Below are 20,509 nucleotides of genomic sequence, written 5' to 3'. Positions count from 1 at the left end.
GCCTCACAACCCGCAAGAAAATATCGGACTATGCCTAAAATGGCCCGGCGGTCGCGACACGCGCGCGCCGGCCGGGTGAGCCGTACGCGTGCACGCGGAACGTTGCGCTACACTGCGCCATCCCGGCAACGATGACGGATTCCCGATGACGGCCACTCCCAGATCGAAAGCCCGGCGCGGGCGAATTCGCGTCGGCGTAGGCGGCTGGATCTATGCGCCCTGGCGCGGCGGCGCGTTCTACCCCGAAGGGCTCGCGCAACGCCGCGAACTGGAATACGCGAGCCGCCATCTCTCCACACTCGAAATCAACAGTACGTACTACGGCGCGCAGCGCCCCGAGAGCTTCACGCGCTGGCACGACGAAACCCCCGACGATTTCGTGTTCTCGCTGAAGGCTCCGCGCTTTGCGATGAACCGGCGCGTGCTGGCCGAAGCCGGTGCGACAATCGAGCGCTTTCTGGGCGGCGGCGTGCTGAACCTGCGCGACAAGCTCGGCCCCATCAACTGGCAACTCACGCCGGGCAAGCGCTTCGATCCCGAGGACTACGCACGATTCCTCGACCTGCTCCCCGATCAAGCCGAAGGCCGCCCGCTGCGCCACGCGCTCGAAGTGCGCGACGAGAGCTTCTGTACGCCGGATTTCGTGGCGCTCGCGCGCGAGCGAAAAGCCGCCATCGTCGTCTCCGGCGATTCCGCCTACCCGCAGATCGCCGATGCGAGCGCGCCGTTCGTCTACGCGCGCATCATGGGGACGGAGCAGGATCACCCGCAGGGCTACACTTCCGCCGAGCTGGAGCGATGGGTCACCCGGGCACTCGCCTGGGCACACGGCGACACGCCCGACGACCTCAACACCTACGCAAAACCGCTCGCCACGAAAACGGGACGCGACGTTTTTCTCTACGTCATCAGCGGCTTCAAGGAGCGCAATCCCGCCGCGGCGATGGCGCTGATCGAACGCCTCGACGCGGCTTCGCAAGCGAACCGCTAGCCGCCGCGCGCATTCAATCTTCGCGCCCCGAAAAAACGCGCTCGCGCCCCGCGCGAATGCCGTTTCGGGGTCGGTTCCGCCGCTCATCCGGTACGTAAAAGGCGGTAATGACGTGGTCTTTGCACCATCAGCCAAACCTTGATGTACATCAATTGGGAATGGTGCAACGCAGCGAGATACTCACAGCGCCGCACCACGGAGTTTCCAGTCTTTGCAAACCGCAATCGAGTTCACCATCCGAGCCGGCGTCTTGCTGCTCGTCATTTCGCTCTGCCACGCGCTCACACAGCGATTCCGCCTCTCCGATTCGTTCGGCCTGACCGGCGCGGGCGTGTTATGCGGCTTCGGCTATCTCGCTTTACAGCACTTCGCGCCGGGCTTCACCACCACGACCGTCGTGCCGTTTCTGACGCCCTCGCTGCCGCCGGAGGCCTATCTCTGGATCTTCCTGCCGCCCATTCTTTTCGACGCGGCCTTGCAGGTCGACACGCGCGGCTTTCTCGCCGATCTCGCGCCCATCCTCGTGCTCGCGATCGGCGCGGTCGTGGCCGCCGCGGCGGGCGTCGGGTTCGCCACGTGGGTGAGCAGCGGCGAGAGCCTGATCGTCTGCCTGCTGCTCGGCGCCATCGTCAGTACGACGGATCCTTCCACCGTCATTGCGCTCTTTCGCAGCAGCGGCGCGCCCGAGCGGCTGATCCGCCTGATCGAAGGCGAAAGCCTTCTGAACGACGCCGCCGCCATCGCCATCTCCACGCTGCTCACCGGCGCGCTCGTGCTCGCGCCGTCCAGCGCGCCCGCGCACGGTCATCCGCTTGCGGCCTTCCTCGTTTCGCTCGTCGGCGGCTGCGCGTTCGGCGCGCTCGCGGGTGCGTTGTTCGTCGGCGTGTCCAGCGCGCTGCGCAGCCTGCCGTTTTCCGAGTACGCGCTCTCGCTCGCGCTGCCTACCCTGCTCTATCCCTGCGCGGAACAGGCCTTGCATGTTTCCGGCGTCGCCGCCGTGGTGTGCGCGGGCCTCGCCGCCAACCGGCTGATGCGAACGCGGCGTGCCGCCGCGAGCCTCGACCTGTTTCGCCAGCTATGGTCCTACCAGGCCGGCATTGCCTCAGCCGCCGTTTTCCTGCTGGCCTCCGCCCGCGTACCCAGCCTGCTCGACAACCTCCACGCGCGCGAAATCCTTCCGCTCGCCCTGGCGCTAGTGGCCGCGATATTGAGCCGATTCGGCATCCTTACTATCTGCCTGCCGCTTCTGAGCCGCTTCAGGATATGCGAGCCGCTGCCACGCGCGCATCAGTGGTTGATTGCGTGGGGCGGCGTGCGCGGCCCCGTCACCCTCACGCTCGCGATCTGCGTTGCGCGCAACGAAGCGCTTTCCGCCGATACGCGCGCATTCGCCGCCACCATGGCCGCCGCTTTCGTGCTGCTGAACCTGCTCTGCAACGGCCTCACGCTGGGACGCGTCTCGCGGTGGCTCGGCATCGCGCGCCAGCCCGAGAAAGAGGCGCTGCACCCCGAACGGTGAAGCCAGGCCCGGGCGCTACCCGGTGTGCTCGGTCCACAATAGATAACCGATCACCGCACGCGTGACGCGCGCCTCCAGCGCGTCGGCATCGGTCTCACCGCGCTCGCCGGCCGCGTCGACCGTGCCGCGCACGATGGCGATCACGTCATAGGCCGCGGTCGGCCGGTCGCTCAGTCGCGGCGCGTCCGCAAGGCCGAACACCTGAACGAGCGTGGCATGAATCCGCTCACTCACGCGTGCGTCGCGCTCGCCCAGCGGCAGGCGGCGTTCCTCGAAATCGAGCAGGCGCGCCAGTTCCGGGCGCTGCATCTGATGCGCCACCGCCGCGCGAATCAGCATGCGCAGCCCCGCCTCGCAACTCGAAGCGGCGGCGGCCGCCTCGACCTCGGCGAGCAGCGGTGCGCTTTCGCGCTCGATCAGCGCGGCGGTGAGCGCGTCGCGGTTCGGGAAGTATTGATAGAGGGAGCCGACGCTCACGCCCGCGCGAGCCGCGATGGCGTTCGTGGTGTAACCGCCAAGGCCCGCGCTTTCGAGAATGCGGGCGGCGGCTTCGAGGATCGCCTCGACGGTGGCGGCGGAGCGGCGCTGCACGGGCTGCTTGCGCGCATCGAGCGCGGCCGGGCGGCGGGCTGCGCGTGTCGTTCGGGTTGAAGGCATGGCGGGCAATCGGGCAAGCGGGCGTCGAATATGAGCAATGGCTCGTATTCTAGCGGCGCCAGGGCGGCGCGCGTTACGTGACGCGCTGCCCGCACGTCACGTAACGCCGGTCAACGCACCGCACACCTCCCCCCGCCTTTCGGCACGCAGCCGCACTTCAAATCTGGCGGCGCATCTCAGCCGCTGGCAGCTTCATCATCTGCCGATACTTCGTGACCGTGCGGCGCGCCACCTGCACACCCTGCTTTTCGAGTTCCTGCGTGAGGATGACGTCCGAAAGCGGGTCGCGCGGATCTTCGGCGTCGATCATCTCCTTGATGAGCGCGCGCACCGCCGCCGCCGAGCAGGTGCCGCCCGTGCGCGTTTCCAGCTCGCGCGGGAAGAAACGCTTGAACTCGAAAATGCCGCGCGGCGTGGCCATGTACTTGTTGCCGGTCGCGCGCGAAACGGTGGATTCGTGCAGGCCCAGTTCGTCGGCCACGTCGCGCAGCAACATGGGCCGTAACGCGATTTCGCCGTACTGGAAGAACGCCTTCTGGCGCGCGACGATGCACTCGCCCACGCGCAGGATGGTTTCGCAGCGCTTGTGAGCGTTGCGGATCAGCCAGCGCGCTTCCTGGAGTTGCTGCGCGAGCGGCGAGCGGCTCGTCTGGTCCGAGCGCGCGAACATCTCGGCATAGAGCTTGTGGATGCGCGCGCGCGGCTCGATCGCCGGATTCACGCTCACGACCCACTTGCCGCGCACCTGGCGCACGATCACGTCCGGGACAACGTAACCGCCGTCCGCGCGGCCGTAGTGGTTGCCAGGCTTCGGATCGAGGCGGCGCACGAGGGCAATGGCGGCCTGTAGCGAGGCCGCGTCGCAGCCGAGCTGGCGCTGAAGCTCGCCGTGCTCGCGGCGCGCGAGGCGTTCGAGATGCTGCGAAACGATCTGCATGGCCAGTTCGCGATGCGGCGTGCCCGAAGGCATCGCGTCCAGTTGCAGCGAGAGACATTCTGCGAGCGAACGCGCGCCGATGCCCGGGCGATCGAGCGTCTGCACCACGCGCAAGGCCACGCGCAGACGGTCTTCGTCGAGCCCTTCGCCCGCGCCATCGACTTCGGCAAGATCGGCAAAGTCCTGACGCAGATAGCCGTCGTCGTCGAGCGCCTCGATCACCACCTGCGTCGCGATCCGGTCCAGGTCGTCGAGCGGCGAGAGGCGCAGCGTCTCGTGCAACTGCTCGCGCAGCGTGAGCGGTACGCGCACCCAGTCGGAGGCGTCGGAGTCGCCGTCCTCGCCACGATAGCTCGTCGAGCGCAGCGCGGCCGGTGACGGCAGTTCGGCCGTATAGCCGGCGCCTTCGTCGCTATAGGGCGCATCGCTGTAGTTCGCATCGCTTTCGGCGTAGGGGCCGGCGTCCTGCGGCATGCCGCTTTCCAGGCCGCCATCGACCGCGCCCTCCGTCGCCATGGCGGGCACTTCGGGCGTGCCCGCAGCCGCGGCGCCAATGCCGGCCGCGCCTTCCGCGGCTTCGGCCGCCTCGCCGGTTTCCGAGGCGGGCGGAACGTACTCAAGGAACGGATTCGTATCGAGCGCCTCGCGCAACTCCTGCTGGAATTCCAGCGACGACAGTTGCAGCAGCCGCACGGCCTGCTGAAGGCGTGGCGTGAGCGCCAGATGCTGGCGCGCGTGTAACGCGATGGAAGGCATGGCGATCCCGTTTGTGTTGATTGAAGTGATGGGCCCCTTCATGCAACACCCATGCCAGTTTTTCCAACACCCTGTTTTGAAACGGGATCGGCATTTGCAACGCATGCCAGGCGGGTGTCTTTTCCGACCCCGAACGGGCGCTTTTTACAAACGTGCGGAAAAATTGTGTCACGTCCCGGCGTGGCGAACGGCGGCCCCGCACCCTGCCTGCGATCCCGCATTGTGGGCAGCGTCCGCGCCTGCCGGCCGGCTTTCAGCGGGCCGCGCGGGAAGCCGCAACGCTAGCGAAGGCCGCCGCGGGCATGCCGCGGCACGCACCTTGCGGAAGAAGGGGCCGACCACAACCAGAAAGGGAGTCGCCATGAAGCGCATCCACATCCTCAAGACCGCGGCGGGCGCCGCCTGCATGACCTTCGCACTCGTCGCCGGTGCGCAGACCACGACGAACGGCGCGACGAACAGCGCGGCGCCTTCGGGCAGCTCGGAATCCGTGGGCCAGCACGTTGACGACGCAACCATCACCACCAAGGTCAAGGCCGAGTTGCTCGGCGCGAAGAACGTCAAGTCCGAGCACATCCACGTGAAGACCCGCAAGGGCGTGGTCTCCCTCACGGGCACGGTGCCGAGCGCCGAGGACCGCGACAACGCCAAACAGGTCGTGGAGGGCGTCTCGGGCGTGTCCTCGGTGAAGAACCACCTGAAGGTCTCGGCGGCGAGCTGATGCGCGCCCCGCCCGCCTCAATCCTCGTCGCGCTGTGATTGCCTGAGCTGCGCGCGCCGGGCTTCGCCCTGGCGCGCCAGCATCCAGCCCGGATACTCCGCGGGCAAGCCGCTCACGTCGTCGAGCACGCCGAGTTCCTCGACGCTGAGCTTTACCTTCGTCGCGGCGATGTTGTCGTCGAGCTGGTCGGTGCGCTTCGCGCCGACGATCACCGAGGTGACCACGCGCTGATGCAGCAACCAGGACAGCGCGATCTGCGCGACGGACACGCCCTTGTTCTGCGCGATCTGCCGCATGGCGTCCACGCAATCCCACGCGCGCTCGCGATTCACGGGCGGGAAATCGAAAGTCGTGCGGCGGCTGCCCGCCTCGCCTTGCTGCTCGCGTCCGTATTTGCCGCTCAACAAGCCGCCCGCAAGCGGACTCCAGACCATCAGCCCGAGCCCTTCGCTCTCCAGCATGGGCGCGAGTTCGCGCTCCAGATCGCGCCCGGCGATCGTGTAATAAGCCTGGAGCGACTCGAAGCGCGCAAGCCCTTCGCGCTGCGCAATGCCGAGCGCCTTGACGATCTGCCACGCGGCCCAGTTCGAGACACCCGCATAGCGCACGTGCCCCTGGCGCACGAGCGTATCGAGCGCGCGTACGGTTTCCTCGATCGGCGTGGCGGGATCGAACGCATGAATCTGGTACAGGTCGATGTGATCGAGTTGCAGACGCTTCAGGCTCGCTTTCACGCCGTCCATGATGTGATAGCGCGTGGCGCCGCGCTCGTTGGGTGAGGTGCCCATTTCGCCGAACACCTTGGTCGCGATCACCACCTGCTCGCGCGGGACCTTGAGATTCTTGAGCGCCTGGCCGGTGATCTGCTCGGAAACGCCTTGCGAGTAGACATCGGCCGTGTCGATGAAATTGATGCCCGCGTCGAGCGCGCGGCCGACCAGGCGCTCGGCGTCGGCCTGCTGGAGGTCGCCGATCTGGCTCCAGATGCCGGCGCCGCCGCCGAACGTCATCGTGCCGAGGCAAAGTTCCGAAACGAACAGGCCGGTGCGGCCCAGTGGGTTGTAACGCATGGTGTGACTCCGTCGTGGGTCGAGGGAAAGTCCAACGCGGCGAGGATACTGCGTTCGCGCGGCGCCTGCCGGACAGCCGCCGCGCCTTGAAAACCGCGCCGGGCGACCGGACATCGTAGCCATGCACGTTGCAACGCCCACGCCTGGCACGCGCGCACGAAAGCTGCCAGACTGGCAGGCGTACATGCCCCCCGCGCCGCACGGCCCGCGCCGGGTGTGCGAGCGTCTCGCAACGCCCCGGCTTGCCGCCTTCCACCCGGATGACCATGTCCACGCCCGTTACCGATCCGCAAGCGCCAGCGCCCGCTGCCCATGACGACGGCGACGTGCTCGCGCGCTTTCACCGGGCCGTCGCGGGCTGGTTTCGCCGCACCTTCGACGCGCCCACGGCCGCGCAGCGCGCCGCATGGCCGCTCATCGCCAGCCGGCGCGCGACGCTCGTGGCCGCGCCCACGGGCTCGGGCAAGACGCTCACGGCCTTTCTCGCCGCGCTCGACGAGCTGGTGCGCGATGGCCTCGCAAACGGCGGCGCGCTGCCCGACGCGACGCTCGTCGTCTACGTCTCGCCGCTCAAGGCCCTTTCCAACGACATCCGGCTGAATCTCGAACGGCCGCTCGAAGGAATCGGCGCGGAACTCGCGCGGCTCGGGTTGCCGCCCGTTGAAATCCGCACGGCGGTGCGCACCGGCGACACGCCGCAACCCGAGCGCGCCGCGCTCAGAAAACGCGCGCCGCACATTCTCGTGACGACGCCCGAATCGCTCTATGTGCTGCTCGGCTCCGAATCGGGCCGCCGCATGCTGGCGAGCACGCGCAGCGTGATCGTCGACGAGATTCACGCGCTCGCGGGCAACAAGCGCGGCTGCCATCTCGCGCTGAGCCTGGAGCGGCTCGACGCGCTGTGCGGCGCCCGCCTCCTGCGCATCGGTCTTTCGGCCACGCAAAAGCCGATCGAGACCGTCGCGCGCTTTCTGGTGGGCATGGGTGACGCGGCGCTAACGCCGACCGCGAAGGCGCCCGCCTGCGAGATCGTCGACGTGGGCCACACGCGCACGCGCGACCTCGCCATCGACATGCCGCCCGTGCCGCTCGAAGCCGTGATGGCCAACGATGTGTGGGAGCGCGTGTACGACCGCATGGCCGAACTCGTCGCCCTGCATCGCACGACGCTCGTGTTCGTCAACACGCGCCGCATGGCCGAGCGCGTGGCGCGCCATCTCACCGACCGGCTCGGCGCCGAAGCCGTGGCCGCGCACCACGGCAGCCTCGCGCGCGAGCATCGCTTTCTCGCCGAGCAGCGCCTGAAGCGCGGCGAACTGCGCGTGCTGGTGGCGACGGCGTCGCTCGAACTGGGCATCGACATCGGCGACGTCGATCTCGTATGCCAGATCGGCTCGCCGCGCTCGATCGCCGCCTTCCTGCAACGCGTGGGGCGTTCGGGGCACCAGGTGGGCGGCGTGCCCAAGGGCCGGCTTTTTCCCACTTCGCGCGACGACCTGATCGAATGCGCGGCGCTGCTCGACAGCGTGCGGCGCGGCGAACTGGATCGCCTCGCGCCGCCGCATGCGCCGCTCGACGTGCTCGCGCAGCAGATCGTCGCCGAGGTGGCCTGCGAAGCGTGGGAAGAAGACGCGCTCTATGCGCTCGCGCGGCGCGCCATGCCGTGGGCGACGCTCGAACGTGCGCAATTCGACGCCGTGCTGCGCATGCTCGCCGAAGGCTACACGAGCCGTCACGGGCCGCGCGCGGCCTATCTGCATCGCGATGTGGTGAGCCACACGTTGCGCGCGCGGCGCGGTGCGCGGCTCGTCGCCCTCACCTCGGGCGGCACGATTCCCGACAATGCCGACTACTCGGTGCTGCTGGAGCCGCAAGGCGTGCAGATCGGCACCGTGAACGAGGACTTCGCCGTCGAAAGCCTGGCCGGCGACGTGTTCCAGCTCGGCAACGCTTCGTACCGGATCCTGCGCATCGAAGCGGGCCGCGTGCGCGTGGAGGACGCGCAGGGTCAGCCGCCCAATATCCCGTTCTGGCTCGGCGAAGCGCCGGGGCGCAGCGATGAGCTTTCGTTCGCGATTTCGCGGCTGCGCAAGCAGGTGGAGGGCGCGCTGATCGAGGCGAGCGCGAGCCCCGTGGAAGACGCCCCGTCGCCCGCACTCGTCGATGGCGCCACGCACTCGCTTGCCGCCTCGCTCGACATCGACGATGCGGCCGCGCGCCAGATCGTCGAATATCTCGCCCGAGCGCGCGCCGCGCTCACCGTGCTGCCGACGCAGGACACGCTCGTGATGGAGCGCTTCTTCGACGAAGCGGGCGGCACGCAACTGGTGATCCACGCGCCGTTCGGCAGCCGCGTGAACCGCGCGTGGGGGCTCGCGCTGCGCAAACGGTTTTGCCGCCAGTTCAACTTCGAGTTGCAGGCGGCCGCGACCGAGGACGCCATCATCCTTTCGCTGACGGGCGCGCATAGCTTCGCGCTGGACGAAGTGTGGCGCTATCTGCATTCGAACAGCGCCGAACATCTGCTGGTGCAGGCCTTGCTCGACGCCCCGCTTTTCGGCGTGCGCTGGCGCTGGAACGCCACCACGGCGCTCGCGCTGCCGCGCCACACCGGCGGACGCAAGACGCCGCCGCAAATCCAGCGCATGCGCAGCGAGGACCTGCTCGCGGCCGTGTTCCCCGACCAGGTGGCGTGCGTCGAGAACATTGCGGGCGAGCGCGAAGTGCCGCGCCATCCACTCGTCGACCAGACGCTCGACGACTGTCTGCACGACGCTATGGATACCGAAGCATGGATCGCGCTCCTGCGCCGTATCGAGGCGCGCGAGGTGCGGCTCGTGGTGCGCGAGTTGCCCACGGCCTCGCCGCTCGCGGCCGAGATCCTCACGGCGCGGCCCTACGCGTTTCTCGACGACGCCCCGATCGAGGAGCGCCGCACCCAAGCCGTGCTGTCGCGCCGCTGGAGCGACCCCGAATCCACCGACGATCTCGGCGCGCTGGACCCCGAAGCGATTGCGAGCGTGCGCGAGGAAGCCTGGCCGCAGGCGCGCGACGCCGACGAAATGCACGACGCCCTCACGAGCCTCGGCGCGATCGCCGAAAGCGAGGCCGGGCGCGAGCCGCAATGGCCGGCGTGGCTCGCCGGACTGGCGGCGGCGGGCCGCGCGGCGCGGCTGCCGATCGCGGAACACGACGCCCTGTGGGTGAGCATCGAGCGGCTCGCGTGCGTGCGGGCCATTTATCCGCAGGCGCGGTGCGAGCCGCCGCTCACGCCGCCGCCCGACTATGCGGACGCCTGGACCGAAGACGCGGCGCTCGTCGAGATCGTGCGTGCGCGCCTTTCGGGCTTCGGGCCGCTCACGCTCGCCCAGGTGGCGCGGCCGCTTGCGCTGGAGGCGAGCGTGGCGGCGCTCGCGCTCACGCGCCTCGAAGCCGAAGGCACCGTCATGCGCGGGCGCTTCACGCCGCAAGCGCCAGGCGGCGGTGACGAGGAGTGGTGCGAACGCCATCTGCTCGCGCGCATTCACCGCTACACGGTGCGCAAGCTACGGCGCGAGATCGAGCCCGTGGAGCGCCACGACTTCATGCGCTTCCTCTTCGAGTGGCAACGCGTAGCGCCCGGCACGCGTGGCTCGGGCCGCGACGCCCTTGCCGCCGTGCTCGATCAGCTCGAAGGCTGGGAAGCCTCGGCGCTGGCCTGGGAGGACGAGATCCTGCCCGCGCGCATCGACGACTACACGCCGATGCTGCTCGACGAGCTATGCCGCTCGGGGCGTCTCGCGTGGGCGCGGCTGCCCGCGCGCGCGGCGGCCGCCTCGACGGTGCGCAGCACGCCGGTCGTGCTGCTCTCGCGGCGCGAACTCCCGCGCTGGATGGCGCTGGTCGACGCGCCCGACACCTCCGGGCTTTCGGCGCGCGCACGGCGCGTGTACGACGCGCTGCTGCGGCATGGCGCGATGTTCTTCGACGAACTGGCCGCCGACGCGCATCTGCTCGGCGTCGAACTCGAAAACGCCCTCGGCGAACTGGTGGCGGCTGGACTCGTAAATGCGGACAGCTTCGCCGGGCTGCGGGCGCTCGTGAAACCGGCGGCGCAGCGCAGCGCGCACCACGGCCGGCGCAGACCGCGCGGCTTCGCACCGCTCGCGGGCGGCATGGCCGACGCGGGACGGTGGGCGACGCTGCGGCGCGTCGAGCTGGCCGATCCGCCAGCCGTTGCCGACGATACGGCGCTCGCCGAAACACCACCACGCCCGCCAGCGCTCGCTCAAGCGCAGGCGCGCACGAAACAAACCGCCATCACGCGCCGCCCGCCCGCCGATCCTGACCTGCTGGAGCACGTGGCCAATGTCATGCTGCGCCGCTATGGCGTGATCGGTTGGCATCTGCTCGCGCGCGAAGCGCCGTGGTTGCCTCCCTGGCGCGACCTGCTGCGCGTGCTGCATCGCATGGAGGCGCGTGGCGAAGTACGCGGAGGCCGCTTCGTGACGGGGATTTCGGGCGAGCAGTTCGCGCTGCCGGAGGCCGTGGCGCTGCTGCGCGAAGTGCGGCGTCGTGGGCCGACGGAAGGCGAAGGCGGCGCGCTCGTTTGCGTGCCGGCCGCCGATCCCCTCAATCTCGTCGGCACGCTGCTGCCCGGCGACAAGGTGCCGGCGCTCGCCGGCAACCGCATCGTATTTCGCGACGGCGTCCCTGTCGCGACGCTGATTGCCGGCCGCTTTGCGTTTCTCAGCGAGTTCGACGAAAGCACGCGCGCCGAACTGCGCACGCGCCTCGCCAAGCCTTGGTGAGGCGCGCTCGTCTTGCGTTGGCGGGCCTGGCTGTTAGTTGCGATACTGTGACGCGCAGCCGTCAGCCCTGTTTGAACGTGTTGCGCGCGGCGCCGAAGTGCCGGCGCACGCGCAGGCCGTTCGCCACGACGAGCAAGCTCGCGCCCACGTCCGCGAACACGGCCATCCAGAGCGTCGCCTCGCCCGCCATCGCGAGCACGAGGAACACGGCCTTGATGCCGAGCGCGAGCGTGATGTTCTGCTTGAGCACGGCCGCCGTCTTGCGCGAGAGCCCGATGAACGCGGCGATCTTGCGCGGATCGTCGTCCATGATCGCGACGTCGGCGGTTTCGAGCGCGGTGGCCGTGCCCGCCGCCCCCATCGCGAAGCCGATGTCGGCGCGCGCGAGCGCGGGCGCGTCGTTCACCCCGTCGCCGACCATCGCGGCCATGCCGTACTGCTGCGAGAGCGCGGCGATCGCGTCCTGCTTGTCCTGCGGCAGCAGATTGCCGCGCGCGTCGTCGATGCCGAGTTGATCCGCAATCGCGCGCGCCGTCGATGCGTTGTCGCCGGTCAGCATGACGGGCGTGACGCCGAGCGAGCGCAGCGCGCGCACCGCAGGCGCACTTTCGGTGCGCAACGCGTCGGCCACGGCGAACACGGCCACCGCCGCTTGCGGCGAGCACAGCACGATCGCCGTCTTGCCGACACCCTCCAGACTCGCCAGTTGCGCTTCCAGCTCCGGCGAGCACAGGCCGAGTTCCTCCACCAGCCGATGGTTGCCGAGGCTCCAGAGCGTGCCGTCGATGCGTCCCTGCACGCCGCGCCCGTTGAGCACCGCGAACGCCTCGACGCCGAGCAGTCGCGCCTCGGGTTGACGCGCCCGCCAGCCCGCGACGATGGCGCGCGCAACCGGGTGCGTGCTTGCATCGTCGAGACTCGCGGCGATGCGCAACGCGTCGTCGGGTGATAGTGCGGGGACGTCTTCGGACGCGAAGCCTGCTGCCTGTGCCGAGGCGCGTGCGAGCACCGGCGCCGCGAGCGCGTCGGTCAGCACCGGTTCGCCACGCGTGAGCGTGCCGGTCTTGTCCAGCGCGACGACCTTGAGCAGGCGGCCGCGTTCGAGCCACACACCGCCCTTTACGAGCATGCCGTGGCGCGCGGCGGCGGCGAGACCGCTCACGACCGTCACCGGTGTGGAGACAACGAGCGCGCACGGGCAGGCAATCACGAGCAGCACGAGCGCCTTGTAGAGCCAGGCGCTCCATGCGCCGCCGAGCGCAAGCGGCCCGATCAGCGCGACGCCCAGGGCGAGTGCGACCACAGCGGGCGTGTAGTAGCGCGCGAACTGGTCGACGAAGCGCTGCGTGGGCGCGCGTTGCGCCTGCGCCTCCTGCACCGCCGCGGCGATACGCGCGAGCGTGCTGTCCTGCGCCGCTGCGGTGACGACCGCCTCGACCACGCCATCGACGACGATACTGCCCGCGTAAAGCGCGGCGCCTGCTTCCTTGTCGACTGGCAGGCTTTCGCCCGTGATCGGCGCCTGGTCGAGCGCAGCGCGCCCCACAATCACGTTCGCGTCGAGCGGCACGCGCTGGCCGGTACGCACGCGGATGCGGCTGCCGATGGCCACCGCGTCCACCGCGCATTCACGCCACTGGCCCTGCGCCGATTCGCCCTCGCCGCCCTCCCAGACCTCGGCGGTCTCGGGCGCGAGCGCGGTAAGCGAGCAAATGGCCTGACGCGCGCGTTCGAGCGAGAGCGCCTCGATTTCCTCCGCGAGCGCGAACAGGAAGACCACCATCGCGGCTTCGGGCCATTTGCCGATGACCACCGCGCCCACCAACGCGAGCGACATCAGGAAATAGATATTGATCGTGAAATTGCTGAGCGCGATCCAACCCTTGCGCAGCGTGGGCAAGCCCGCGCACAGCAGCGAGACGACCGCGCAGATCAGCACCGGCAGGCCGGTTTCGTGGCCCGTGGTCCACGCGAGGATTTCGGCGCCCGCGGCCGCGAAGCCGCTCACGGCGAGCAAGAGCTTCTGGCGCACCGCGAGTCCCGGTGTGGCGGGCGGCGTGGCCTGCGCGGAGGCTGCGTCGTCCAGCGCGCGCGGCGCCATGTTCAGCGCCCGCAGCGCCTTGACGACGGGCTGCGTGTCATCCAGCCGGTGATGTACGGTCAGCTCGCGCGCGAGCAGGTCGAAGTCGAGTCGCACCACACCTGCCATCGGTTCGAGCCGGTTGCGGATCAGGCGCTCCTCGGTCGGGCAATCCATGTTGTCGATGCGCCAGCGCGCGCGGCGCGTGCCTTCGGGCGCACTCGCCGCGCGGCGCGGGCTTTGCACCGGCGCGCCGGCGTGGGCCTCGCCGTGACAGCAGGCCCCGCCATGGTCGTGGTGCTCGTGGTCCTCGTGATGCTTCTTGCCCTCGTGGCCGGTGATTGCCGTTTCGGGCCGCGCTTGCGTGGCGTGCGCGTGCCCGCTGGCGCCGCAGGCGGCGTGATCGTGCTGCCCGTGGTCGTGCGTCTGGTCGTGCCCGTGATCGTGCGCCTGGTCGTGGTCGTGGTCGTGGCTGCACGTGCCAGAGCAGGCGCCGCCCGCCGCCGATTCCTGCTCACGCGCTCGCAAACGCTGCGCACCGTCCAGCCGCGACAAGAAGCCCTGGTTCATCGCCGATCTCTCCCAAAAGTGACACAATCATTGAACAGCCTGTAGCCACTACAGGGTCAAGTCATTTGGGAGGGCCGTGACTATGCGTATCGGCGAACTGGCGCGTCTTGCACACTGCGATGTCGAAACCGTGCGTTTTTACGAGCGCGAAGGGCTGCTGGACGAGCCCGCGCGAGAGACCAACGGATACCGCAGCTATACGGCCGTGCACGCCACGCAGCTCAACTTCATCCGCCATTGCCGCTCGCTAGGCATCGGGCTCGCGGATATCCGCATGCTGCGTCGCTTCCAGGCCGACCCCAGCCAGCCCTGCGACGAAGTCAACGAATTGATCGACGATCAGATCGCACGCATTCATCAGCAGATCGAATCGATGCGCGTGCTCGAACAACAGTTGCGCACGCTGCGCGAGAGCTGCCACGCCCATCAAAGCAGCAGCGCCGAATGCGGGATCATGAAGAGCCTGGAACAGCCCATCGACGACGAGCGCTGTTCATGCCACGGCGAGGGAAATGCCGCCGGGGAATTGCCGGAGCCGGAAGCGGCGCCCTCGGCACACCACCACTAGACGCCGCCAGAGGCGGCACATTTCACGCGGACGAGCGCACTCGCCCGCGTGAACGCCTGCGCCACGCATCAAGGCGCGGCGGCAATCACCTCGGCCACCGTGGCCGTGAGCTTCTTCGCGTAGGGCACGTGCAGGAACTCGTTTGGGCCGTGCGCGTTCGACTTCGGCCCAAGCACGCCGCACACCATGAACTGCGACTTGGGAAAGCCCGCTTGCAGCACGTTCATGAGCGGAATCGTGCCGCCGTGCCCGAGATAGGCGCAGTCCGCGCCGAAATGCGTGCGCGAGGCCGCGTTGAGCGCGTCGGTAAGCCATGGGGCCAGTTCGGGCGCGTTCCAGCCATTGGCCGCGCCCGCGTCGGGCTTGAACGTGACCTTTGCGTTGTAGGGCGGATCGAGTTCGAGCAACGCCTTCAGATCCGCCACGGCCTTCGACGCCTCGACGAGCGGCGGCAGACGCAGTGACAGCTTGAACGCGGTGCGCGGGCGCAGCACGTTGCCCGCGTCGGCAAGCGCGGGAAGGCCCGCCGCGCCGGTGACCGAAAGCGAGGGCCGCCACGTCGAATCGAGCAGCGCCTGTTGCGGATCGGTCGTGGTGGGCAGCACGCGCCGACCGTCCTGGCCGCACGCCCAAGGCATGGTCTTCCAGACGCTCTCGCCAAGAATTTTCGCCGTGGCCTCCACTTCGCTCAGGCGCTGCGACGGGACCGCACAATGAAAGCCCTTGGGCAGCAGCGTGCCGCTCGCAGCGTCTTCCAGCCGCTCGAAAAGCTGGCGCATCACGCGGAAGCTCGATGGCGCGATGCCGCCGTACGAGCCCGAGTGAATGCCCTCCTCCAGCACCTCGACTTCGAGATCGCCCGCCACGAGCCCGCGCAGCGAGGTGGTGAGCCAAAGCTGGTCGTAATTGCCCGCGCCCGAATCGAGACAAACAACGAGACCCACGTTGCCAAGACGCTCGCGCAGCGCATCGACATAGGGCAGCAGGTCGTAGCTGCCCGATTCCTCGCAGGTTTCGATGAGTCCCACGCAGCGCGGCCGCTCGACGCCTTGTGCATCGAGCGCGGCCAATGCGGTGATGCTCGCGTAGATCGCATAGCCGTCGTCGGCGCCGCCTCGGCCGTACAGGCGGCCGTCTTCGAGCTTGGGGGTCCAGGGGCCGAGATCGTTGCGCCAGCCCGCGAACTCCGGCTGCTTGTCGAGGTGACCGTAGAGCACGACCGTTTCGGTGCTGCCCGAGCGCGTGGCGGGCACCTCGAAGAAAATCACCGGCGTGCGGTTGGGCAGACGCACGATCTCCAGCTTCAGGCCGCGCACCGGCTGCTGCTCGGCCCATTTCGCCGCCTCCTGGACGACGCGCTCCAGATAGCCATGCTGCGCCCACTGCGGATCGAACGCCGGACTCTTGGCCGGCACGGCGATGTAGTCGGTCAACGCGGGCACGATCTCGTCATGCCATTTACGTTCGACGAAGGCGCGCAGTTCGTCGTGATCGAGTTGGCGGGTGGCCTCGGACGGGTCGGAGATCATGGTGTCGGTTCCATGCGATGAAAACCCTGATGATAGACCCGAACCCCTGCGCGCCGACACCCCTCGCGCCCCGCGTTGGCCGTCCGGACAAGGCGCGGCGTGCGCGCTGCGCCGATCCGCGCGACAATTGGACATCTGGCATATTTCATTTTTCTGGAGATTCGATCATGGTGAGCCGTTCCGTCTTCGAGATGCTGGTTCTCGCAGCGGTGGTCGCGCTCTATTTTCTCCCCGCGTTGATCGCCGACCGGCGCGGCCGTCACGACCTGCTGATCCTCGCGCTCTTCAACGCCGTGCTCGGCTGGACCGTGCTGGGCTGGCTGCTGGCGCTCGTCTGGTCGCTTCAGCCGAATCCGCCGAAGGATCTAGGGGGCCAGACCAGGGACCGTAGCCGCAGGCTCGGCATGCTGCTGTTTTCGCGTCGTCTGGATGATCGCGTCCAGGCACGCGCAACGCGCACTGCGGAGCGCGAGCGCTAGCCGCATCCAGGCCGTAGCGCCTTATCCTTGTGGCCAACGCCGCAAGCGGGAGTGCGCACGCACTGCCCGCGCATGAAATAATCAGCAGGAATTCAGCCGCTCTGGCCACGCGCCGCGATGCTCACGGCCGCGCGCCCAGCACTCACGCAAGCACCACGCTTTTCCTGAACGGAGCCTCGTCATGCCGCACGCCGCCCCGCTGCTCGCCTTTGCCGCCGTCGCACTCGGCATGGCGCTCACGCCCGGACCCAACATGGTCTACCTGATCTCGCGCTCGATTTGCCAGGGTCGCAAAGCGGGACTGATCTCGCTTGGCGGAGTCGCGCTCGGATTCGTGTTCTATATGCTGAGCGCGGCATTCGGCATTACCGCCTTGCTCATGGCCGTGCCGTTCGCCTATGACGCGCTGCGCCTGGGCGGCGCACTCTATTTGTTCTGGCTCGCCTGGCAGGCGCTCAAGCCCGGCGGCCGCTCGCCCTTTCAGGTTCGCGAACTGCCGGTCGACCGGCCGCGCAAGCTTTTTCTGATGGGTTTCGTCACGAACCTGCTGAACCCGAAAATCGCCATTCTGTATTTGTCGCTGCTGCCGCAGTTCATCGATCCGCATCAGGGCAGCGTGCTGACGCAATCGATGGTGCTGGGCAGCATCCAGATCGCGCTTTCGATTACCGTGAACGCCGCCGTGGCGATGACCGCTGGCACGATCGCGGGTTTTCTCGCCGGGCGCCCCGCGTGGCTCACGCTTCAGCGCTGGCTGATGGGTACGGTGCTGGCAGGCCTCGCCGTGCGCATCGCGGCCGAGGGGCAGCGCTAACGAGCAGCGTGCCGGGTCGTTACAGTCAATGGCCCGGCCGCCAATCTGGCTGAGAACTCAAAAGCCGCTGGCTGCACGCTCGGCGGCAACACTGCGCATCTTGACGGACGCTGCCGAAATCGAGCGGGGCTCGAGTTTCACCATGTCCTGCGCGAACATGTCCTGACGCAGTTCGCCTTGCTCGTCGAACCACTGGCAAATGAGCCAGTGGCCGCTCGCGAAACCTACCGGACCGGCGTACATGACGGTCATGCGCGGGCCGCCGGACTTCAGGGTGACGACGTCGCCAATTCCGGCCATGATGGCGCGCTGCGTTTCGGCAACGTCGATGGTCGTATCAAGCATGAGGTTCCCCGGATAAAAAGACACACAGAGAAAAACCTGAGCGGGCATTGCGCCCCGCTTCCAGGCCGCCCTTTCGATAATGGGAATGCGGCGGTGATTAATAAGTTTCGCAAGATTAACAACCCGATTTAAAGCACGCAAGCAATTTCCATAAACCATGTGGAAAACCCTGTTATTGAATCGCGCTCGCAGCCATTGCGGAATGCCCTCACGCATAAATTGCGGTCGGCGCCGTGCATGCGCAGCAAAAGCTACCGGACGGGCTTCCAGCCAAACAGTCTTATTATTTGAACCATCCTGACAAAATGCCACACCGCTTTTTTCGCTAAATCCATCGGTGCGCTGGCACATTAACCGCATGGTTCAAAAATCCGAAGCCGATGCAGTCTGGGTGAAAACGTTTCCCGCTGCGATAAACCGCCCGTTCGTTTTATTTTTTTGACTAATGGGGAGTCAGGGCGCGAGCGTTCGACATCAGCCGATTAACCGAACGATTTCAAAAGCAGCTCGCATGAAATATGGTTGTCACGTTAATGATATTTGCAGCGCAAAAAAAAGCCCCACCCGGCAAAACCAGGTGGGGCGTCGCGAGCGAGGCGCGCCGTGCAGCGCTTATTCGGCGAACGGCAGCGTCGTCTGGCCCTGCGCGCGCATGCCGAAGACGTTCAGCGTCATCGCGACGAGCGCGTAATAACCCAGCAGCCCGACCAGGTTGATCGTGGTTTCGTGACCGAAACGTTCGATGGCGCGCGCGTAGGTGGCGTCGGACACGCGCTTCGCGTCGTATAGCTCGGTCGTGAACGCGTAGATCAGCGCGTCGTCAGGTTCGTCGAAATGCGGGGTCGCACCGGTGCGGATCTGCTCCGCCAGCGCCTCGGGCACGCCCGCCTTCAGCGCGATGGGATAGTGGATGTACCACTCGGCCTGGGCCTGCCAGCGCGCGGCCGTGACAAGAATCGCGAGTTCGGAGAGACGCAGCGACAGGCCGGTCTGATAGCGGCAGAACGCGCCGAGGCGCTGCGCGTGTTGCGCCAGCTCCGGGCTGTGGATCCAGCCCAGGAACGGCCCGTTGAGGTTGCCGCGCGGACCGGAAAGGATTTCGTCCAGCACGGCCTTCTGCTCGGGCGACGCCTCTGCTGCGTCGAAGGCGGGAAGCCGCGAGGTCGCGTTTTGTGTCATCGATGGACTCCGTTGGTGATCATGGCCGGTCGCCCGCGACCGGTTGCGGTCGGCGAGCGCGGCGGACAGTTAGTTGCACATCAATCTCACGCGCCAAAGCTCATGCCGGGCGCGCCACACCCGTCGCGTCGAGCGCACCGTCGATCGCTGCGGCAAGCCGCTCGACGATGGTCTCGATGTTCTGCGCCGTGCAGATGAACGGCGGCGCGAGCAGCACATGATCGCCGTTTTTGCCGTCCACGGTGCCGCCCATCGGGTAGACCATCAGGCCGCGCGCGAACGCCTCGCGCTTGATCGCCGCGTGGAGCTTGAGCACCGGGTCGAAACTCGCTTTCGTGGCGCGGTCCTTCACGAGCTCGACACCCACGAAAAGGCCTCGGCCGCGCACGTCGCCCACGTAGGGATGCGCCGCATAGCGCTCGCGCAGGCTCGCGCGCAGTTGCTCGCCACGCGCGAGCACGTTGTCGAGCAGTTTCTCTTCGGCAATCACGCGCTGCACTTCGAGCGCCGCCGCGCACGCCGTGGCGTGCCCGATATAGGTGTGGCCGTGCTGGAAGTAGCCGCTGCCGCCCACGATCGTCTCGTAGATGCGCTGGCTCACGAGCGTCGCGCCGATCGGCTGGTAGCCCGCGCCCAGACCCTTCGCGATCGTGAGCAGATCGGGCGATACCCCGTCCTCCTCGCAGGCGAAGAGATAGCCGGTGCGCCCCATGCCCGACATGATCTCGTCGAGGATCAGCAACACGCCGTAGCGGTCGCACACCGCGCGGATCTTGCGGAAGTATTCGCGCACGGGCGGCACCGCGCCGGCCGTTGCGCCCACCACGGTTTCCGCGACGAAGGCCGCAACCGTGTCGGGGCCGAGTTCGAGGATCTTCTGTTCGAGTTCGTCGGCGAGACGCTGTGCGTAGGCCTCGTCGGTTTCGCCCTCGTGACGCTCGCGGTACGCGTAGCACGCGCTCACGTGATGCGACTCGATCAGGATGGGCAGGAACGGCTCGCGGCGCCAGGCGTTGCCGCCAATCGCGAGCGCGCCGAGCGTGTTGCCGTGGTAGCTCTGGCGGCGCGCGATGAAGTGGCGGCGCGCCAGTTCCCCCTTCTCCACGAAATACTGGCGCGCGAGCTTGAGCGCCGCCTCGATCGCCTCCGAGCCGCCCGACACGAAGTACACGTGGTCGAGCCCCTTGGGCGCGGCGGCGATCAGATGATCGGCCAGTTGCTCCGACGCCTCGGTCGTGAAGAACGAGCTGTGCGCGTACGGGAGTTGCTGCGCCTGGCGCTTGATTGCGTCGATCACACGCTGGTTGCTGTGGCCGAGGCACGACACGGCAGCGCCGCCGCTGGCGTCGAGGTAGCGCTTGCCGGTGGAGTCGATGATCTCGATGCCTTCACCCGCCACCGCGACAGGCAAGGTTTGCTTCGGCATCCGATGGAACACTTTGGTTGGGGACGCCGGAGTCTGGGACGCGTTGCTCATGAGTTTCCTCGCTGAAATCGGTGAATG

General features: G+C 67.9%; 15 protein-coding genes. 7 read left to right on the top strand and 8 right to left on the bottom strand.

Going from position 1 to position 20,509, the window contains the following annotated elements; translation table 11 throughout:
• Positions 1 to 145: 145 nt before the first annotated feature.
• Together C7402_RS06410 and C7402_RS06405 are read left to right on the top strand one after the other, a co-directional pair.
• Entirely contained in the window at positions 146 to 991 is an 846-nt protein-coding gene (locus C7402_RS06410) for a DUF72 domain-containing protein (protein ID WP_116610009.1), read from the top strand.
• A 211-nt stretch (positions 992 to 1,202) separates the two neighbouring features.
• Positions 1,203 to 2,510, top strand: a complete 1,308-nt coding sequence (locus C7402_RS06405; protein WP_116610008.1) for a cation:proton antiporter — start codon at positions 1,203 to 1,205, stop codon at positions 2,508 to 2,510.
• A 15-nt stretch (positions 2,511 to 2,525) separates the two neighbouring features.
• On the opposite strand, the gene C7402_RS06400 is transcribed toward C7402_RS06405, so the two are convergent.
• Positions 2,526 to 3,167 carry a TetR/AcrR family transcriptional regulator gene (locus C7402_RS06400; protein WP_116610007.1) on the bottom strand — a complete coding sequence of 214 codons (642 nt, stop codon included), beginning with the start codon at positions 3,165 to 3,167 and terminating at the stop codon, positions 2,526 to 2,528.
• A 157-nt stretch (positions 3,168 to 3,324) separates the two neighbouring features.
• Positions 3,325 to 4,860 (bottom strand): RNA polymerase factor sigma-54, encoded by a 1,536-nt coding sequence (locus tag C7402_RS06395; RefSeq protein WP_116610092.1) that lies wholly within the window; start codon positions 4,858 to 4,860, stop codon positions 3,325 to 3,327.
• Between the two features lie 361 nt (positions 4,861 to 5,221).
• On the opposite strand from C7402_RS06395, the gene C7402_RS06390 reads away from it, so the two are divergent.
• A complete protein-coding gene (locus C7402_RS06390; RefSeq protein WP_116610006.1) occupies positions 5,222 to 5,581 on the top strand; it encodes a BON domain-containing protein in 360 nt (119 codons plus the stop codon).
• A 17-nt stretch (positions 5,582 to 5,598) separates the two neighbouring features.
• Here C7402_RS06390 and C7402_RS06385 read toward each other — a convergent pair whose 3' ends face one another.
• Positions 5,599 to 6,651, bottom strand: a complete 1,053-nt coding sequence (locus C7402_RS06385) for an aldo/keto reductase (RefSeq protein WP_112169168.1) — start codon at positions 6,649 to 6,651, stop codon at positions 5,599 to 5,601.
• Between the two features lie 260 nt (positions 6,652 to 6,911).
• On the opposite strand from C7402_RS06385, the gene C7402_RS06380 reads away from it, so the two are divergent.
• The gene (locus tag C7402_RS06380; protein WP_116610005.1) at positions 6,912 to 11,441 is read left to right on the top strand and encodes a DEAD/DEAH box helicase; all 4,530 of its coding nucleotides are present in this window, start codon (positions 6,912 to 6,914) and stop codon (positions 11,439 to 11,441) included.
• A 61-nt stretch (positions 11,442 to 11,502) separates the two neighbouring features.
• Here C7402_RS06380 and C7402_RS06375 read toward each other — a convergent pair whose 3' ends face one another.
• Entirely contained in the window at positions 11,503 to 14,091 is a 2,589-nt protein-coding gene (locus C7402_RS06375) for a heavy metal translocating P-type ATPase (RefSeq protein ID WP_116610004.1), read from the bottom strand.
• 82 nt (positions 14,092 to 14,173) lie between these two features.
• Here C7402_RS06375 and C7402_RS06370 point away from each other — a divergent pair, with 82 nt between their 5' ends.
• Complete coding sequence (locus C7402_RS06370) at positions 14,174 to 14,659, top strand: Cd(II)/Pb(II)-responsive transcriptional regulator (RefSeq protein ID WP_112169174.1); 486 nt, start codon at positions 14,174 to 14,176, stop codon at positions 14,657 to 14,659.
• A gap of 68 nt (positions 14,660 to 14,727) precedes the next feature.
• Here the strand turns inward: C7402_RS06370 and C7402_RS06365 are convergent, their stop codons facing one another.
• Positions 14,728 to 16,188, bottom strand: a complete 1,461-nt coding sequence (locus tag C7402_RS06365) for a M20 family metallopeptidase (protein WP_116610003.1) — start codon at positions 16,186 to 16,188, stop codon at positions 14,728 to 14,730.
• 167 nt (positions 16,189 to 16,355) lie between these two features.
• Between C7402_RS06365 and C7402_RS06360 the strand changes: the two genes are divergently transcribed.
• Both C7402_RS06360 and C7402_RS06355 read left to right on the top strand, forming a co-directional pair.
• A complete protein-coding gene (locus tag C7402_RS06360; protein WP_112169178.1) occupies positions 16,356 to 16,667 on the top strand; it encodes a superinfection immunity protein in 312 nt (103 codons plus the stop codon).
• A gap of 181 nt (positions 16,668 to 16,848) precedes the next feature.
• Positions 16,849 to 17,481, top strand: coding sequence for a LysE family translocator (locus tag C7402_RS06355; RefSeq protein WP_116610002.1), 633 nt, complete (start codon positions 16,849 to 16,851; stop codon positions 17,479 to 17,481).
• 57 nt (positions 17,482 to 17,538) lie between these two features.
• Here the strand turns inward: C7402_RS06355 and C7402_RS06350 are convergent, their stop codons facing one another.
• The 3 genes from C7402_RS06350 to C7402_RS06340 all read right to left on the bottom strand — a co-directional run bounded on the left by C7402_RS06350 (position 17,539) and on the right by C7402_RS06340 (position 20,482).
• Positions 17,539 to 17,826 (bottom strand): YodC family protein, encoded by a 288-nt coding sequence (locus tag C7402_RS06350; RefSeq protein WP_112169764.1) that lies wholly within the window; start codon positions 17,824 to 17,826, stop codon positions 17,539 to 17,541.
• Positions 17,827 to 18,438: 612 nt separating this feature from the next.
• Positions 18,439 to 19,005: a carboxymuconolactone decarboxylase family protein gene (locus tag C7402_RS06345; RefSeq protein ID WP_112169182.1), complete on the bottom strand. Its 567-nt coding sequence runs from the start codon at positions 19,003 to 19,005 to the stop codon at positions 18,439 to 18,441.
• A gap of 100 nt (positions 19,006 to 19,105) precedes the next feature.
• The gene (locus C7402_RS06340) at positions 19,106 to 20,482 is read right to left on the bottom strand and encodes an aspartate aminotransferase family protein (RefSeq protein ID WP_116610001.1); all 1,377 of its coding nucleotides are present in this window, start codon (positions 20,480 to 20,482) and stop codon (positions 19,106 to 19,108) included.
• Positions 20,483 to 20,509: the final 27 nt, after the last annotated feature.

The organism is Paraburkholderia unamae (assembly GCF_003096875.1).
In the GTDB taxonomy this organism is placed as follows: Bacteria; Pseudomonadota; Gammaproteobacteria; order Burkholderiales; family Burkholderiaceae; genus Paraburkholderia; species Paraburkholderia unamae.
This window is presented reverse-complemented; position numbering and strand designations above follow the sequence as displayed.